Below are 14,915 nucleotides of genomic sequence, written 5' to 3' on the forward strand. Positions count from 1 at the left end.
ATGAGATATCAGCTAGTGATGGTATTGAATATAAAAAATATAATAATACATTAAGTGGCTTTACTGGAATTGATATTTACAAATTTAGAATAAATCAAAAATATAGATGTTTTGGATATAGAAAGGGTGAAATTTTTTATGTTCTCCATTTTGAGACAGATCACAAGTTAAGCGATAGAGGATAAAATAAAACTAATATATTTACTATAATTGAGAAAATAAATAAAATTATACTCAAAAAAGTGTCCCTAAAAGTGTCCCTATTATATGAATATGTATCGTATATAAGGGAATAGGGCATAACTTATCGTTGCACCTGTAATTTAAAGGGTATGTATATCCCTTAATTACGTACTTTCATTTATATAACTTCACTATTTAAGTAACCAAAACATTATATATTTTGTTAGGTTTTATGGTCATATTTATTTTAAAAAAAATATTTTACTTCTAGAGTTTTTGATTACTGTTTTATGAAGCCGAACTATCACAGAAAATTAATATAGTTCTCATTCATTGTGATGCCATACTACATTTTCCATTTTAAACACAAGATAAGTAACTCTCAGGAGTTAAAGTTGTAGTCAACATCACAGTATTAATATCTTCATGATCCAGCCATACTCTTTGACGGGTTACTCTTTGTCTACCAACAGATAGTATTGAGGATCTTCAAATTTAAGCTTATCAAACGAAGCGACTATATGCATTTTGATCACCAGTATCTTGAGTATTTAAATGCGATTGAAAAGCTCAATTGTTTCTATTGCTCCTACTTTAATGATTTAATGCTGTATGCCTCAGCTATTACAGGCAGGACAGAACTTTATTTTTGTCCTATCAAACATGCGAAGAATATTGTTTCTAAACATAGATATTATGATGAATTTTTATCTTATGGTGATGAAGATGAGTATCAAAAAAAGCTAAATGAACTTCGTGAAAATTCTCAAAAATAGTTTGTAAGTGCTGTAACGACTTGGGTAAGGTGCGCTATGCTAGAGGCTAGACTCTTCATCATTTGGGGCTGCTGCCTTCTGGTAAAAGTAATCGCCGGTAAGTTCCATGTAGAGTTCCATCCCGGTAGTCACGGTTCCATAAATCCCCGGAATACCTGAAGAGGCATTGCACCAATACAGGTTATGAAAGGGTGTGTCAGCTTTGAGTCGTGATACGGTATATTTTGGCAGTAGAGCTGCCCCGTAAGCATTGCCATAGGGGGAATTGCAAAAGTCTTCGCTGGTGGTTGGTGAACCAACAACTTTTACAGCTATATGGTCTCTAAGATCAGGAATATGATACTTCACTGCCAGGTCAATCAACTTTTCGGCAATGCCTTTCTTCAAAGCGAGATAATCCTGATGACTCTGATCATCAGCTTGCTTGAATGGAGCATAAGGTGCGAAAGTAGCGAGTTCGATAATGTGTCCACCGTCGGGTGCGACGTTCTCATTATCATTGCTATGCATCGTGGGTGTCGACATGAAGAACCATGCGTGTTCCACATCAAGTTTTTTGCCTGCTTCCCACATCGTATTCATACCCCAGTCCAGACAATGCCAGGTATTGTGGTTGCCGAGTCCGTACCTGGCTGGGTCAAACCCGGGTTTGAGTCCTAGATAGACTATGACGCCATTGTCAGAATACTCGTATTTAAGTTTGTCCCGATCGCGTTTTGGGAAGTGTTGCCAGCCGATCATCTCTGCTGATTTTTGAGGATCCATTCCACTGATATAGTTTCTTGCAGTGAAGGTTTTTCCTGACGCTGTGGTGACGCCAGATATACTGCCGTTGTCAGTAGATATCTCGGTCACCTGTTCTTCGAAGTAGAGGTCACCACCGTGATCAGTTATAAATCTGGCAAGCCGCTGTATATAATACTTGAAGTGTTTGGTTGGGGAATATGCTCCGCTTCCATAACCACCAAGCAGACCAACATAGAACAGCAATGACAGTTTATCTGGCGGAAGCAGCAAGTCCCCTGCTTGCGCAGTCAGTATAGTCTGTGCCTCAATAGATACACCGCAGGCATCGAATACATCTTGCACAGTTGCGTTTCTGTATCGCAGAAGCGTTGAATAATAAAGTGGGCCTTTAAGCAGATAGTCCCACCAATGTATTTTTCTCGGTAACGCTGCCATCTCTTTACGAAGTGCTTTCACTATCTTAAAGAAGGCATCTAGACCGGTAGTATGCGGGTAAGCCTCTTCGATGTTTTTTTGCAGTTCTGCCCAGCCATACGGTATTTTTACGCGCTTACCGTCAGGCATGATCATATGATCATAGCCAGTTTTGTCAAACAGCTCGAAAGTGATGTCTTTCTCGAGACCAAGTCTCTTGAGGAATTCGTAGACTCTCCCGCCTTCGCCACAACTCCAGATATAGTGGACTTGTGCGCAAAAGTGGTAGCCGTTCCTTTCAAATGTATGAGCATATCCACCTGGAACATCATGTGCCTCCAGCATACAGACTTTGTGCCCTTGGTTACTCAACAAGGACGCACAGGTCAATGCTGCATTGCCCGTCCCAATGAACAGATAGTCATATTCTACCCCGGCAGCATGACGCTCTCGATAGTGCTCGTTCTGTAATGCCTTCTGTTCTCTGGTAAGTGCGCCTGAACTGAATTTTTTCATCTATTCTCATTTCGTGGATGCTACTGTCAACTTAAGCAATTTAACACAGTCTTTTCTAAATATTAGCGGTATCTGTATATCCAACTATTAGGTTGTCCTCGTATTAAGAGTATATCAAAAATGTTCTGATAATGATGGAAAGAGCCAAAATGGCAGTCATATTATAGATATATAGAGTATTAGAATAATTAGTAAGGTCATTTTATCCTTTAATTTAGAGGTTAGAAATATGCATGCAAATAAATAAATTTCTTTCCAAAATGGTTAACTGATCCAAAACTTTATAAAATATGCTATATAAAAGGTTTTACAATGAGTTGTCTTTTATGTTTTGTTGTTTCTAAAAATTGATCTAATGAAAAAAAATAGAGAAATTTTTACTAAAAAAAGTGACACATAAAGTGTCACTAGTATATCGATAGATATAGTAAATAAGGGAATAGAGCATAACTTATCGTTGCACCTACTATCTAGCGATAGTTATGAAAATGATACAAAACCGTTGTAATGCCCTAGACAACTTATCAATAGATAATTACTGAATTTTTATTACGGATCTATAATCCAGCATTTGCATCTAATACACCAGATAGGTGGGTATTGATCGTAATGTCTTTTTCGTTAATCATAATGTCTTCTACGGTTGCTGTCTCTAAACGTCCAGTAACATTTAGATCTCCCTGTGAAACTTCATTTAGAGCTTTGTTTGCTTTCAAAATGCCCTCATCAATTTTTTCCCCATAGTCAAATTTTACAATACTTTGGAGATAAGACTGTATGGGTGCCAGTTCAGCAGCGTCGATCAATAGATCAAAAAGATCACTGTTTGTAGTTGAGTCATATATAAGATCATCAAAAATGAGGGTTCTAGTCTCTTTATCTATTCTTGGTAAACCGGTAAATGTTATCTCTCCATTGAAATCGAACCAATTAAATTTATCAAGGGATCTCAGCCATTCATCTCTGTTATCGTAATTTATATGTGCAGATATACTTAATCGACCTTCAGTACTTTTTCCTATCTTAGGATTTGATATCTTTAACATTCCCGGCATCACACTTTTGACTAGATCAATCGAATAGACATCGGAATATTTTTTGTTTGATCTGGCTAATAACTCTTCATATGTGATCACGACAGGAAGGTGAAAATTAAAACTCCCTTCTTTGTAGCAGATCGTTTCAAGGTCGGTGATCTTTGTCTTATTATAATCTACAGGAGGCTTTCCTAAAAGAATCTGTGTTTTACCTCTTGCACTTATCGTACTTCGTAGAACATGATCAACGATATCAATTTGAGAACAGGAAGCAACATCTGGGTGAAATAAGAGATAGGTATCTGAATCATTATCTATTTTTAAAGGCTCTTGGATATCTTCCCACTGTTCTTCCATTCTGCCTTTTATGTCAAGTTTTGCAAGAAGTTTTGGTACTTTCTTTGCACATTTATCCAGTCTTTTTCGAAGCTTTGGTTCTATGACTTTTTTAATATCTATACTGAATAGATCAAATAGTTTTAATTCGGGGCTATTTGACCACGCAAAATCGTGTGTTATGTCTATGGAAATAGTCCAATCACTATTGATGTGTAGTTTAGCATTGAGATATAGGATCGCTGAAGCTCTTGCAGTGCCATAGATATATCCATCTGCAGATGCTTCTGCTCTAACTGGAAATGCAAATGTCAATGTTGGTCCATTACCAGATAGCAAGATACGTCCATTTCTTTTTACCCAACCTTTTACGTCACATTTTACTTTTGGTACTGTTCTGAAGTCTCTTGTCCACTCTTTACAAGAGACTTTAAAGCCCTTTATTTTACATTTTGGAATGAAAGGTACCTTCATGTCTTGAGGTTTTATGCAGACCTTATCACGCTCATCTAAGACCGCTATATCATGTGGAACATATTCATTTAAGTATTTTTCTAAGACAGTAAGGTCTGCTTGTATAGGCAGTGTGATGATAGATACTTCTTGATCCTGCTCAGCACCAATAACACTACTTGGATAAAGAAAAACAAAGAAAAGTAAAATACAGATAAAATGATTTGTATTGGTAAGGTGCTTGTTTCTAAACATAGGTCTCTCTTAAACGTATTGTTGTATATCATTTTAGCGTAAAATACTAAGTTTTAGTGTCAAAAAATGCTTATCATACGTACTTCTTTATCTTTAATATTTAGCACTTAACTCTATTTTGATATAATCAATGAAAAAAGAGATTGTTAATGAAAATTCTTCTATTGTTATTTACACCATTATTTATATTTGCAAAGGTACATTATGCAAAAGTTGAACCTTATGAATCTGTGGTTCTAAAGTCTGCGGTTAGTGCTTTGGTAATGCATGTTGACCTTGATGCCGAGGGGAGTGTAGTGGATCAAAAACGTGTTATTTATTTGGATGATCGTTTGGATAAAATTGACTTGAAAACATCAAATGAAAAGCTTCTCATTCTTAATGAAACTTTAAAACGACAAGAGTCATATTTTCAACGCATCGATAAGTTGAAAACAGCATCTACGAATCAAAAAGACGATGCTTTTTACAGTTTTTCTTCTGCAAAAACACAGTATTTGGATATGCAGTATAAGATTGCTCAGCTTGAAGACAGTATTGAAAAAAAATCCATTGTACTTCACCATATGTATCTATATGAAATCATGGTACGTAAAGGTGATTATGTATCTCCTGGCTCACCTTTGGCAACTATAGTAGATGCAAGCAGAGCTAAGTTGGTACTTTTTTTAGAACCTTCTGAGTTGGAGCAGATAGAGCAGAAAACGGTGTACCTTAATGGTGAAAAAACAGAATATAAAGTAGATAAAGTATGGAGAGTGGCAGATGAGAAGTTTATTTCATCTTATCGTGCAGAGATTTATATTACTGCACCTACAGGATCATTTTCCAAACTCATGAAAGTTGAGATAAAATAATGACGACAGATTGTGGGTTAGATTGTTTTGAAAGTACCTGTTATCAGGAAGTAAAAGTGACTGTAAAAAAGATAGAAGGATAGAATAAAATGAATTTAGAAGAACAAGACAAACAATATGTACTACAGACGTATGCACGTGATTATACGAACTTTGTAAAAGGTGTGGGTTCTACACTTTATGATGACAAAGGGAAAGACTATATCGACTTTGCATCAGGTATCGCAGTAAGTTCCATAGGACATGGAAATGAGAAGCTTGTCTCAGCGATCTGTGAACAGGCAAAAAACATCATTCACATTTCCAATTTGCAAGTGATAGAACCTCAGGTGAAATTGGCAAAGAAAATGGTTGAACTGAGCGGATATGATATGGGAGTATTTTTTGCCAACTCTGGTGCAGAAGCCAATGAAGGTGCTATTAAGATAGCTCGTAAATATGGAGAGACCAAGTTTGAAAACAAACGTTACAAAGTGATTACTTTGGAACATTCATTTCATGGACGTACGATCACAACTGTAAAAGCCACAGGACAAGAGAGTTTTCATACACCAAACTTTTCTCCATACCCAGCTGGATTTTCTTATGAAAAATCTATAGCTGATGTCTATAAAGCCATAGATGATGAGACGGTAGCTGTGCTGATTGAATTGGTTCAAGGTGAGGGTGGCGTTCAGCCTTTTGAGAAAGAAGAGATACAGAAATTGGCAGCACATCTTAAATCAGAAGGTATTTTGCTTATCGTTGATGAGGTGCAAACGGGTGTTTACAGAACAGGTGAATTTTTAGCTTCGAATTTGTATGAGATCGAGCCGGATATTATCACATTGGCCAAAGGACTTGGTGGTGGAGTACCAATTGGTGCAGTGATGACAAAACACAAAGATATTTTAGTTGCAGGTGATCACGGTAGTACTTTTGGCGGTAATTACTTGAGTACAGCCGCTGGACTTGCTGTATTGGATGTGTTACATCCTTTATATGATAATGGAACCATAGATGAAACGATGGTTTATTTTTCACAAAAATTACAAGATATGGTTGTGAAATATAAAAACCTATTTGAAAAAGAAGTAGGACTTGGACTGATGCGTGGACTTCGTGCCAAAAGTGCTGATATTCAAGCTGCTACCATTAAAAATGCGATGAAAGAAGGTGTGATCATATTGAAAGCAGGACGAAATACAGTTCGTTTTCTACCAAGTATTACAATCAGTAAGAATGAAATTGATGAAGGGTTTAAACGTTTTGAAAAAGCTATTTCTTCTTTGTAGTTTAGTGGTATCATCTGTAATTTATGCAGACGAGTTGGGTGATATACTCTCTGACAATAAAGAGTTACTCTTTGATTATCAGTTCAAAAGCAATGAACTTGAGAGTGATATGCTCTCAAAGAGTTGGTTGAATCCTGTAAGAGTACAGTACAGTAAGAATTTTACTCAGCAGTATACGGATGATACTAGAAATACAGGGTCCTTTGCTGTGATCGTAGACCAACCTATATTTAGATCAGGTGGGATCTATTATGGTATTAAATATTCACAGGCACTGCGTGATGCCAATGCAGCAGAGATAACACTTCAAAAACGTACTATGATAGGTGATGCTATATCCATACTGTTTAATTTGAAAAAGACCAAACTTGAACAAGAAAAACTGAAGTTTCAAATTAAAAATGACACGATTGATATACGTCAAAAACGTGACAGTTATGAATCAGGTTTATTAGACAGCAGTTTTTTGGATCAGGCTATTTTAAAAAAGAGTCAAGATGAGACTGCCTTGCTTCAGATGGAATTAAACCTTATGGAACTGAAACAAAGGTTTTCACTTTTAAGTGATAAGGATCCATACGGTTTACGTCTCCCTACTTTAAAATTGATGAGTAAAGAAAACTATACTGAAGAAAATCTGGAGCTGAAAAGAGACAGATTACGTGCGGAACAGTCAGATTATAACCAAAAAGTGACATGGGCAAAGTATCTTCCTACCGTTTCAGTGCAAGGGCAATATACGGATGCAGACCTTAATCCGCTTTTTGAGAGACCTGGTCTTGAAGAAGAGTATTATACCTACGGATTTACTGTTTCTATGCCTTTGGATATCAACTCATTTTCTGATATTGAAGCGAGTAAAGTTGAAAAGCTAAGAGCGGCAGTTGAGGTGATTGATAGAAAAGAAACTGTTGACGAAGAGTATAACTGGATACATAACAGTTTGGGTATCTTGGATAAAAAAATAATGCTGGCCAAGAAAGATGAAAAAGTGTATAAAAACCTCTTTCGTTTAACCAAGAATCTTGCAGATGCAGGAGAAAAGACCTCTTTTGATGCCGATATTATGTATAACTCTTTACAGATCAGAAAAATAGATCAAAAAATATATGAGATAGATAAACAAGTGCAGTTATTGAAACTGTATGTACGGGTGGAAAATGCAATTTAGTGAGTATATGAATGAGTGGCTTTATGGTGAAGAGGGTTATTATAAACATTTTAAAGCCATAGGTAAATCAGGGGATTTCTATACTGCGGTGAGTACAAGCAGCTTTTTTGGTGCAAGTATTGCCAATTATTTTTATTCTCTTTTAAAAGAAAATAAAGCAGATAGAAACGGTTGGCTGATAGAGATAGGTGCACACCAGGGATATCTGCTCTGTGACATGATACAGTGGCTTTACACTTGTGATCCGACTCTGGTCAATACACTTAAATTTGGTATAGTAGAACGTCAACCTGAGGTGCAAAAGGCACAGTTGGCTTATATTCAAGAACGTTTTGGCGATGATATCCAGATTACGCACTTTAATGACATCTCAGAAGTGAAAGCAGCTTATGCTTTTGTGGTAGCCAATGAAATCTTTGATGCTTTTCCTTGTGAACTTTTAAAAGATGAAAAAATAGCTCTGGTAAAAGAAGATGAGATAGAGTGGGAAGAAGCTCCTGTTGAGATGTTAACATGGGCAAGGAAACATCATTTAACACAAGGTGAAATAGCGGTAGGCTATGAGGCGTTTGCAAAAGAGATGGCAAGTGGCATAGAAAAATGTGATTTTGTCTCTTTTGATTATGGGGAAAAGTATGTACGTAATGATTTTTCCATTCGTGTCTATAGATCACATGAGACCTTTCCTCTGTTTGATGAAGCATTGACGTTGGCTGAATCCTATAAAAAAGATGACATTACCTATGATGTGAACTTTGGACATGTGAGTGAAGCATTTGCTGAAGCTGGGTTTGAAGAAGTCTCTTATGAGACACAGGCACGTGCCTTAATACGTTTTGGACTGATTGATATCCTTGAACGCTTTGCAAAGCAGACGACGCAAGCAAGGTATGCAAGTGAAGCTGACAAAATAAAAACACTGATATCTCCCACTATGATGGGAGATAGATTTAAAATGGTGCATTTTAGCAAATAGGAAAACTATTATCTTGTCGCTTTAATCATTTTGCATCGTTTGATCGAAGCATCTTCGCTTCCAAACATGGCTGCATATTTATCGAACTTCTCTTGTGTTATCATGGCTATACACTCTTCTTTGTTCATGGTATCTGCAGTAGCTATAGGTGTCTGTGTAGACGTCTTTACGGTTTCTTTTTTCTTCGTGTCTTCGGGATACATATACGCTGCATTAAAATTTGTATCATCAATCTCTTTGAGTTTTATTTTTTTCTTTGGGGGAGATGGAAGATAAGTTTGTTCAACTACCTGTGCTTTAGTGTTATCTTTATTATTTACTGTAGGTTGATCACATCCTGCTAAGAGTATAAGCATAGTAATGGTGATGATATTATATCTCATATGTATTCCTTTGCTAAATTCTTATATATTTATTGTAATATAATCTACTGAGAATTGCAATAATATTGTGTAAAATGCAAAAGATAAAATAGGTAAGTGTAAAGAACTTAATTTGAAATAGATAGAAGGTTTATTGACTAAGGACCGCAACTGCAATAGCAAACCCGCCATCATGACTGATAGAGAGGGAAGAGACTTGAATGTTATGTATTTTTTGTGCCTCTTTGCTCAGTGAAAATGTTGGTGCACCACGGGAATCTTTTGCTAGGATAATATCATGGAAAGAGAGTTCTCTGCCAATCCCGCACCCAAGTGCTTTTGAAATAGCTTCTTTAGCAGCCCAAAATCCGGCTATGGATGCTGTCTTCTGAGCCAATTTTATCTCTTCTGGATGTAAAAAACGTTGCTTGAATTTCTCACCGAATTGTGCCAATGATTTTTCTATTCTACTGATCTGTATAATATCTGTACCTATTTTCATACAGGTATTATATCAATTACATCCACTCAACCACTTTAGAGACTTCATCTGCAACAAAACATTTTATATTTGTTTTTTCAAGAGGTTTATTTGGGATAACTGCTTTTGTAAATCCTTGTGTTTCTATCTCTTTTAAACGATGAGAGAGTCCGGAGACTTCACGTATCTCTCCGGTGAGGCTCACTTCACCCAGGAAAAGAGTTTCTGCACTCAATTCCCTGTCTCTGTAGCTACTTAAGATAGCAGCAATGATAGCAAGGTCAGCAGAAGGTTCATTTATTTTAATACCGCCTGAAATATTAATAAATACATCATAGGTACCCAGAGGCAGATCAAGTTTCTTCTCGAGTAAAGCCAAGAGCATACCTAGACGATTGTTATCAAAACCGGTAGAGCTTCTTTTTGCATGTCCATAGGACTCTGAAACCAAGGCTTGTACTTCAACAATAATAGGACGACTTCCCTCCATGATGACAGTAAGTGCTGAACCTGACTGAAGTTTTTCTTTGTTAAAGAACTTTCCTGCCATAGATTTGGCATCATTAAGACCCTCTTTATTCATCTCAAATATACCTACTTCATTGGTGGCACCAAAACGGTTCTTAAAACCACGTAACAGACGTAGATCCGAGTTTGTATCACCTTCGAAGTATAAAACAGTGTCTACCATATGTTCTAAGACTCTAGGCCCTGCGATGGATCCGTCTTTGGTGATATGTCCGATGATGAAGATAGGTATATGTAAACTTTTTGCGATACGCATAAGCTCAAAAGTGATCGTACGTACCTGCGTGACTGAACCAGGTGCAGAGGGTGTGTCTTCCGAGTAAAGTGTTTGTATGGAATCTATGACGATCAGTTCATAGTTCTGATTGCCTATTTCTGAGAGGACAGAGCTTAGATTTATCTCGGGTAGAAGATACAGATTCTCATGGTTTGCTTCGAGTCTGTTGGCTCGTAGTTTTATTTGCCCGGCAGATTCCTCTCCTGAGACGTAAAGGACTTTTTTTGTGGCTCTGGCAAGATTCCCTGCTATCTTGAGTAAGAGGGTGGATTTCCCGACACCAGGGCTACCACCTATGAGTGTAAGTGAACCTGGGACAATGCCTCCACCCAGAACCAGATCAAGCTCTCCGCTTCCTGATGTAAAACGGACAATATTGTCTTCTTCTATTTCTGTAATAGGTTTAGCTTTGGATGAAAATGAACTTGATGCACTGCTGCCTGAAGTTTCTTTTAAGAATTTTATTTGATCCGTACTGAGTTCTATCATAGTTTCCCATTGGTCACAGGAAGTACATTTTCCCATCCATCTTGGAGATTGAAAGCCACATGCCTGACATTCAAATAAAGTTTTTTTCTTCGCCATGAGTAACCTTCTATTATCTTATGATGGGTATTATATGTAGAAATAGGGGAAAAACCAAAAAATATGTCAAATTGTAATGTTTTTCGGTTTTTAACTCTTTTAGTTATAATTTTACGAATATAATCGAAGGATAAAGATTGAAGCTCAATCAAATTAAACAGCTTTTTTATGCACTTTATTTAACCAATAGTTTTGGTTTGAAGTTAAGAAAAGTTAAAGATCCAATGAAGAAGAAGAAGTTACGTTTAGCCTATTCTGAAGCACAGCTATCGACACTGAATATACGTGTTAGAATTGAAAATCCTGAAAAATTACCTGAAGATGGACAATATCTTATTATGATAAATCATAGAAGTATTATTGATCCGCCAATTATAGAAGTGGCACTTAAGAATACAAATTTATTCGGACCATGGATCTCAAAAAAAGAGCTGTATAATTCATTTTTCTTTGGACTTTTTGTGCGTCATGGAGGTTCCATATTACTTGATCGTGAAAAGAGTCAGATGAGTGGTTTTTTTGCGGATACAAAAAAGGCTGTAAATCGTGGAGAATCTATTTTTATTTTTCCTGAAGGCACACGAAATAAGACAGGGGAAACGCTTACAAAATTTAAAGAGGGATCACGTATTATTGCTTTAAAGAATAGATTGCCGATATTGCCTATCTATATAAAAACGAATGCAGATGAAGTGTTGAAAGCGGCCCTACAGGATGCCAATTTGGAACAAGAAGTGACTATAGTGATCGGTGATATTATCGACTACAAAGAGAAAACAAGTCTTGAAACTTTATATCGTCAAATGTTTTCTCTTTAATATTGTAAAAATGAGTGTTCTTTCTCTTTTATATAAGAGATGATCTTCTGATCATATTTAGAGTTTCTTTCAGTTTTTAAAATGACTTGTGCTGTATGTCTTGTGAGAGGAGTAATGCTGATTTGCATAGTTTCTTCTGGGGTATGAAGTATGATCATAGAATTCTCTTTTGTTTCTTTTGTTGTGATCTCACCAATTTTTTGATCGGTGATAGCATGGAGTGCAACTTCAAAACCAAGTTTTTTGTCCATGAGTAACATTAATTTGTGTTCAATGGAGTTTGGTATCTCTACAGGGACATCTTTCGTTTTTTGATCGGTCTTTTTAATCTTGTGATTGATCTCTTGATGTACCTTCATGGTTTCTTGTGCAGGCTTTCCAACTTTTCTTGTTATAAGCAGAAATAAAGTTGCAATGAAAGATATACCCAGACCTAGTAAAACTCCGGAAAGTACACCAAGTTTCATTGCTTTTGTGAAATTATAATCCACACTAAAGTAAGCAACTGACACTATAGTAATAATCATACTTATAGGCATAAGAAGATTGAAAAATAGTAGTAGAAAGGCTCTCATGAAAACTAATTCTCCCTATATAAATATTTCCTCTAGAATAGTATTAATATATTCATTTGCTTTAAATGTAATAAGGTCTTTTGGTTGTTCACCAGTACCGATATAAAAAATAGGCATTTTTAATTCATCGGCTATACTGAGTACAGAACCACCTTTGGCTGTACCGTCAAGCTTGGTAATAATTATACCATCAATTCCAATCATTTCATTAAAGGCTTTTGCCTGGTTGATGGAAGAACTACCTTGGGTACCATCAAGAATAAGTAATTTGCGGTGAGGAGCACCTTCTAGCGCTTTCCCCGCGATACGGATCATTTTCTTTAATTCTTCACTCAGGTTGGTTTGCGTATGGAGTCTTCCTGCCGTATCGATGATTATATTATCAAAACCCCTGGCTTTTGCAGACTCGATCGTATCATAGACTACAGCAGAGGGATCATGCCCCTGTTGTGTAGCAATGATTGGAATCTCCAGTTTGTCTGCCCATCTTGTAAGTTGTTCTATCGCAGCGGCCCGAAAAGTATCTCCTGCACCAAGTATTACTTTTTTACCTGCTTGTTTATAGCGATATGCCAGTTTAGAGATCGTAGTTGTTTTGCCTGCACCATTGACACCGATAATCATTTCGACAAAAGGTTTTGCATCACTCTCTTTGAAGTCGGCTTTATATTGAAACACAGAGATGAGTGAGTTGAATGCCTGGATCTTATTGATCTTTTCAGGCAATCCCTCTAAAAGTTTTTCTACAAGTTCATAATTGACATCTGCTTCAAGCAAGATGTCTTCAAATTCATCTTTAGGAATCACTTTTCGTTTAGTTGGTGCAACATCTTTGATCGCATCACTGGTTTTACCCAATACTTTTTTTAATAAATTAAACATGCTAGCTTACCTTTATTTCAATTGTTTTTTGGCTTGTTGGATATCGTATTCTATCATTTCTACTGGCACGATACCCTCATAATGGGTAAAGTACTCATCCCCTACATACATCACCGTGAGTGGAATGGAAAAGTTTTTAGGTAGGTGGAGTGTGCTTGCTAAAAGGTTTGCAAAAGCATCGTTATCTGTACTGTTTGAGATAAAATAGTTTACCTGATATTTTGCCATAAATGTTTCTAGCGCAGGCTGGTCAATGGTATCATGTGTCAGTATACCATAGACAAAAAGCTCTTTTTGATATTTTTTCTGAAGATCATTCAAATAAGGTATCTCTCCAATACAGGGTATACACCATGTGGCAAAAATATTTACAAGCACAATAGGTTTCTCATTAGTATGAAAAAGAACTTTTTGACCAGAGAGTGTCACTGTGTGGTTGACCTCTTTTGTATTGACAAGTGTAAAGGTAGCTGTGGTTTTTTCAGTTTCAGGTACAGGTATTTCTACTGTAGTGGTCTCATCTGTAATATTATGAGAAATATTTTTGGGCATATTCTCTTGTTTCTTTTCCAATTTAAATCTTTTATCTTGCTGCTCATCTGTATATTTTTGCGTAAAAATTTCAGTAGTATTTTCTACAGGCATAGAGATGACCTTAGGCTTTTCTTCTTCCCATCCTATGTAGATGGATAAAATAATGAGTAGTATAAGTAAAAGAACAGCACCTATTTTTTGCACACAGACCCTTTTGGTATAATTAGTATGGCGATTATAGCCAAAGAGCATTAAATAAAACGGATTGATATGACAAAAGAGGGTAGAAAAAAAGCATTTAGAACGCAGAGTTTGATACAACTTAAGAAGGCTTCAGGGTTCGGAAGTTATCAAAAAGACAAGAAAATACTGCATGTGTTGTACAGATACATAGCGCAAAGTAATGCAAAGCATGTGATGCTTTATATACCTTTAAAAACAGAAGTAAACATATATCCACTCATACAACGCTTACGCAAAGAAAAGAAAGCGCTCTATGTACCATTTATGGAAGGTACAAGTTTTAGGTTGGTAAAATATAGACTCCCACTAAAGAAAAAACAATTTGGGATCAAAGAACCTAATGATTCAAAACAATATAGAGTAAAAAATATAGATTTAGCTATTGTACCTATCGTAGGGACAGATGTAACACATAGACGTGTTGGATTTGGAAAAGGTATGTATGATAGATTTTATGAAAAACAGAATAAAAATATAAAACAAACCGTTTTTGTAGCACGTGAATTGTGTTACAGTAAAGAGGTCATAACAGACCATTATGATGTAAAAGCAGACATGATCATAACAGCCTAGGAAGTTTTGTTACATGCAAACTTTCATGCTGAACTAGAATATAACCATGTTTGTATTTTATG

Annotated in this window: 16 protein-coding genes; 8 read left to right on the top strand and 8 right to left on the bottom strand. The window is 36.3% G+C overall.

The annotated features are described in order from the left end of the window. Together ABYK33_RS04335 and ABYK33_RS04340 are read left to right on the top strand one after the other, a co-directional pair. On the top strand, window positions 1-185 hold a 185-nt coding region (locus ABYK33_RS04335), incomplete at its 5' end, for a hypothetical protein (RefSeq protein ID WP_373031749.1). 519 nt (window positions 186-704) lie between these two features. Then, complete coding sequence (locus tag ABYK33_RS04340; protein WP_373031750.1) at window positions 705-959, top strand: hypothetical protein; 255 nt, start codon at window positions 705-707, stop codon at window positions 957-959. A gap of 39 nt (window positions 960-998) precedes the next feature. Here the strand turns inward: ABYK33_RS04340 and ABYK33_RS04345 are convergent, their stop codons facing one another. Together ABYK33_RS04345 and ABYK33_RS04350 are read right to left on the bottom strand one after the other, a co-directional pair. Further along, the gene (locus ABYK33_RS04345; protein WP_373031751.1) at window positions 999-2,636 is read right to left on the bottom strand and encodes a phytoene desaturase family protein; all 1,638 of its coding nucleotides are present in this window, start codon (window positions 2,634-2,636) and stop codon (window positions 999-1,001) included. A gap of 557 nt (window positions 2,637-3,193) precedes the next feature. Beyond that, complete coding sequence (locus tag ABYK33_RS04350) at window positions 3,194-4,717, bottom strand: DUF4403 family protein (RefSeq protein ID WP_373031753.1); 1,524 nt, start codon at window positions 4,715-4,717, stop codon at window positions 3,194-3,196. Window positions 4,718-4,866: 149 nt separating this feature from the next. Between ABYK33_RS04350 and ABYK33_RS04355 the strand changes: the two genes are divergently transcribed. From ABYK33_RS04355 to ABYK33_RS04370, 4 genes are all read left to right on the top strand, one after another. Further along, window positions 4,867-5,574 (top strand): HlyD family efflux transporter periplasmic adaptor subunit, encoded by a 708-nt coding sequence (locus ABYK33_RS04355; protein ID WP_373031754.1) that lies wholly within the window; start codon window positions 4,867-4,869, stop codon window positions 5,572-5,574. An 89-nt stretch (window positions 5,575-5,663) separates the two neighbouring features. After that, a complete protein-coding gene (locus ABYK33_RS04360; RefSeq protein ID WP_373031755.1) occupies window positions 5,664-6,848 on the top strand; it encodes an aspartate aminotransferase family protein in 1,185 nt (394 codons plus the stop codon). After that, a complete protein-coding gene (locus ABYK33_RS04365; protein WP_373031756.1) occupies window positions 6,823-8,019 on the top strand; it encodes a TolC family protein in 1,197 nt (398 codons plus the stop codon). The genes ABYK33_RS04360 and ABYK33_RS04365 overlap by 26 nt, the downstream gene beginning before the upstream one ends. Then, complete coding sequence (locus ABYK33_RS04370; protein ID WP_373031757.1) at window positions 8,009-8,995, top strand: SAM-dependent methyltransferase; 987 nt, start codon at window positions 8,009-8,011, stop codon at window positions 8,993-8,995. The genes ABYK33_RS04365 and ABYK33_RS04370 overlap by 11 nt, the downstream gene beginning before the upstream one ends. An 8-nt stretch (window positions 8,996-9,003) precedes the next feature. Here ABYK33_RS04370 and ABYK33_RS04375 read toward each other — a convergent pair whose 3' ends face one another. The 3 genes from ABYK33_RS04375 to radA all read right to left on the bottom strand — a co-directional run bounded on the left by ABYK33_RS04375 (window position 9,004) and on the right by radA (window position 11,228). Continuing rightward, window positions 9,004-9,378 carry a hypothetical protein gene (locus ABYK33_RS04375; RefSeq protein ID WP_373031758.1) on the bottom strand — a complete coding sequence of 125 codons (375 nt, stop codon included), beginning with the start codon at window positions 9,376-9,378 and terminating at the stop codon, window positions 9,004-9,006. A 130-nt stretch (window positions 9,379-9,508) separates the two neighbouring features. After that, window positions 9,509-9,859, bottom strand: coding sequence for a holo-ACP synthase (gene acpS, locus ABYK33_RS04380; protein ID WP_373031759.1), 351 nt, complete (start codon window positions 9,857-9,859; stop codon window positions 9,509-9,511). Window positions 9,860-9,875: 16 nt separating this feature from the next. After that, window positions 9,876-11,228 carry a DNA repair protein RadA gene (gene radA, locus ABYK33_RS04385; protein ID WP_373031760.1) on the bottom strand — a complete coding sequence of 451 codons (1,353 nt, stop codon included), beginning with the start codon at window positions 11,226-11,228 and terminating at the stop codon, window positions 9,876-9,878. A 137-nt stretch (window positions 11,229-11,365) separates the two neighbouring features. Here radA and ABYK33_RS04390 point away from each other — a divergent pair, with 137 nt between their 5' ends. Then, on the top strand, window positions 11,366-12,046 hold the full coding sequence (locus ABYK33_RS04390) for a lysophospholipid acyltransferase family protein (RefSeq protein WP_373031761.1): 681 nt from the start codon (window positions 11,366-11,368) through the stop codon (window positions 12,044-12,046). Here the strand turns inward: ABYK33_RS04390 and ABYK33_RS04395 are convergent. The 3 genes from ABYK33_RS04395 to ABYK33_RS04405 are packed head-to-tail and all read right to left on the bottom strand — an operon-like array spanning window position 12,043 to window position 14,241. Next, the gene (locus ABYK33_RS04395) at window positions 12,043-12,621 is read right to left on the bottom strand and encodes a hypothetical protein (RefSeq protein WP_373031762.1); all 579 of its coding nucleotides are present in this window, start codon (window positions 12,619-12,621) and stop codon (window positions 12,043-12,045) included. The two genes, ABYK33_RS04390 and ABYK33_RS04395, sit on opposite strands and share 4 nt — an antisense overlap. A 15-nt stretch (window positions 12,622-12,636) precedes the next feature. Continuing rightward, the gene (ftsY, locus tag ABYK33_RS04400; protein WP_373031763.1) at window positions 12,637-13,503 is read right to left on the bottom strand and encodes a signal recognition particle-docking protein FtsY; all 867 of its coding nucleotides are present in this window, start codon (window positions 13,501-13,503) and stop codon (window positions 12,637-12,639) included. Window positions 13,504-13,515: 12 nt separating this feature from the next. Beyond that, window positions 13,516-14,241: a TlpA disulfide reductase family protein gene (locus ABYK33_RS04405; protein ID WP_373031765.1), complete on the bottom strand. Its 726-nt coding sequence runs from the start codon at window positions 14,239-14,241 to the stop codon at window positions 13,516-13,518. A 66-nt stretch (window positions 14,242-14,307) separates the two neighbouring features. Between ABYK33_RS04405 and ABYK33_RS04410 the strand changes: the two genes are divergently transcribed. Then, window positions 14,308-14,853 carry a 5-formyltetrahydrofolate cyclo-ligase gene (locus ABYK33_RS04410; RefSeq protein ID WP_373031766.1) on the top strand — a complete coding sequence of 182 codons (546 nt, stop codon included), beginning with the start codon at window positions 14,308-14,310 and terminating at the stop codon, window positions 14,851-14,853. Window positions 14,854-14,915 lie beyond the last annotated feature (62 nt).

It is taken from the genome of Sulfurovum sp. (genome assembly GCF_041562805.1).
In the GTDB taxonomy this organism is placed as follows: Bacteria; Campylobacterota; Campylobacteria; order Campylobacterales; family Sulfurovaceae; genus Sulfurovum.

Coding starts and splice junctions, on each gene's coding strand:
- ABYK33_RS04375 (WP_373031758.1), bottom strand. CDS start 9,378: ATGAGATATAATATCATCACCATTACTATGCTTATACTCTTAGCAGGA.
- radA (WP_373031760.1), bottom strand. CDS start 11,228: ATGGCGAAGAAAAAAACTTTATTTGAATGTCAGGCATGTGGCTTTCAA.
- ABYK33_RS04410 (WP_373031766.1), top strand. CDS start 14,308: ATGACAAAAGAGGGTAGAAAAAAAGCATTTAGAACGCAGAGTTTGATA.
- ftsY (WP_373031763.1), bottom strand. CDS start 13,503: ATGTTTAATTTATTAAAAAAAGTATTGGGTAAAACCAGTGATGCGATC.
- ABYK33_RS04355 (WP_373031754.1), top strand. CDS start 4,867: ATGAAAATTCTTCTATTGTTATTTACACCATTATTTATATTTGCAAAG.
- acpS (WP_373031759.1), bottom strand. CDS start 9,859: ATGAAAATAGGTACAGATATTATACAGATCAGTAGAATAGAAAAATCA.
- ABYK33_RS04345 (WP_373031751.1), bottom strand. CDS start 2,636: ATGAAAAAATTCAGTTCAGGCGCACTTACCAGAGAACAGAAGGCATTA.
- ABYK33_RS04360 (WP_373031755.1), top strand. CDS start 5,664: ATGAATTTAGAAGAACAAGACAAACAATATGTACTACAGACGTATGCA.
- ABYK33_RS04350 (WP_373031753.1), bottom strand. CDS start 4,717: ATGTTTAGAAACAAGCACCTTACCAATACAAATCATTTTATCTGTATT.
- ABYK33_RS04395 (WP_373031762.1), bottom strand. CDS start 12,621: ATGAGAGCCTTTCTACTACTATTTTTCAATCTTCTTATGCCTATAAGT.
- ABYK33_RS04340 (WP_373031750.1), top strand. CDS start 705: ATGCATTTTGATCACCAGTATCTTGAGTATTTAAATGCGATTGAAAAG.
- ABYK33_RS04370 (WP_373031757.1), top strand. CDS start 8,009: ATGCAATTTAGTGAGTATATGAATGAGTGGCTTTATGGTGAAGAGGGT.